Origin of the sequence: Staphylococcus sp. HMSC069D12 (assembly GCF_001810405.1) — a bacterium.
Taxonomy (GTDB): domain Bacteria; phylum Bacillota; class Bacilli; order Staphylococcales; family Staphylococcaceae; genus Staphylococcus; species Staphylococcus haemolyticus.
In genome coordinates, this window is sequence record NZ_KV801113.1 from 1 (window position 1) to 1,665 (window position 1,665).

1 rRNA gene is annotated in these 1,665 nt (G+C 49.7%); it reads right to left on the reverse strand.

Annotated features, from left to right (window positions below):
- Positions 1-76 precede the first annotated feature (76 nt).
- Positions 77-1,627, reverse strand: a 16S ribosomal RNA gene (locus HMPREF2737_RS08510).
- Positions 1,628-1,665 lie beyond the last annotated feature (38 nt).

Sequence of the window (1,665 nt, forward strand, 5' to 3'; positions counted from 1 at the left end):
AAATAAACATTCAAAACTGAATACAATATGTCACGTTATTCCTCATCTCTACGAGATGTTCCGAATATATCCTTAGAAAGGAGGTGATCCAGCCGCACCTTCCGATACGGCTACCTTGTTACGACTTCACCCCAATCATTTGTCCCACCTTCGACGGCTAGCTCCAAATGGTTACTCCACCGGCTTCGGGTGTTACAAACTCTCGTGGTGTGACGGGCGGTGTGTACAAGACCCGGGAACGTATTCACCGTAGCATGCTGATCTACGATTACTAGCGATTCCAGCTTCATGTAGTCGAGTTGCAGACTACAATCCGAACTGAGAACAACTTTATGGGATTTGCTTGACCTCGCGGTTTCGCTGCCCTTTGTATTGTCCATTGTAGCACGTGTGTAGCCCAAATCATAAGGGGCATGATGATTTGACGTCATCCCCACCTTCCTCCGGTTTGTCACCGGCAGTCAACTTAGAGTGCCCAACTTAATGATGGCAACTAAGCTTAAGGGTTGCGCTCGTTGCGGGACTTAACCCAACATCTCACGACACGAGCTGACGACAACCATGCACCACCTGTCACTTTGTCCCCCGAAGGGGAAAGCTCTATCTCTAGAGTTGTCAAAGGATGTCAAGATTTGGTAAGGTTCTTCGCGTTGCTTCGAATTAAACCACATGCTCCACCGCTTGTGCGGGTCCCCGTCAATTCCTTTGAGTTTCAACCTTGCGGTCGTACTCCCCAGGCGGAGTGCTTAATGCGTTAGCTGCAGCACTAAGGGGCGGAAACCCCCTAACACTTAGCACTCATCGTTTACGGCGTGGACTACCAGGGTATCTAATCCTGTTTGATCCCCACGCTTTCGCACATCAGCGTCAGTTACAGACCAGAAAGTCGCCTTCGCCACTGGTGTTCCTCCATATCTCTGCGCATTTCACCGCTACACATGGAATTCCACTTTCCTCTTCTGCACTCAAGTTTTCCAGTTTCCAATGACCCTCCACGGTTGAGCCGTGGGCTTTCACATCAGACTTAAAAAACCGCCTACGCGCGCTTTACGCCCAATAATTCCGGATAACGCTTGCCACCTACGTATTACCGCGGCTGCTGGCACGTAGTTAGCCGTGGCTTTCTGATTAGGTACCGTCAAGACGTGCACAGTTACTTACACGTATGTTCTTCCCTAATAACAGAGTTTTACGATCCGAAGACCTTCATCACTCACGCGGCGTTGCTCCGTCAGGCTTTCGCCCATTGCGGAAGATTCCCTACTGCTGCCTCCCGTAGGAGTCTGGACCGTGTCTCAGTTCCAGTGTGGCCGATCACCCTCTCAGGTCGGCTACGTATCGTCGCCTTGGTAAGCCGTTACCTTACCAACTAGCTAATACGGCGCGGGTCCATCTATAAGTGATAGCAAAACCATCTTTCACTATCGAACCATGCGGTTCGAAATATTATCCGGTATTAGCTCCGGTTTCCCGAAGTTATCCCAGTCTTATAGGTAGGTTACCCACGTGTTACTCACCCGTCCGCCGCTAACGTCAAAGGAGCAAGCTCCTTATCTGTTCGCTCGACTTGCATGTATTAGGCACGCCGCCAGCGTTCATCCTGAGCCAGGATCAAACTCTCCATAAAAATTTATGATGTTTGATTAGCTCATAATACTAATAGTG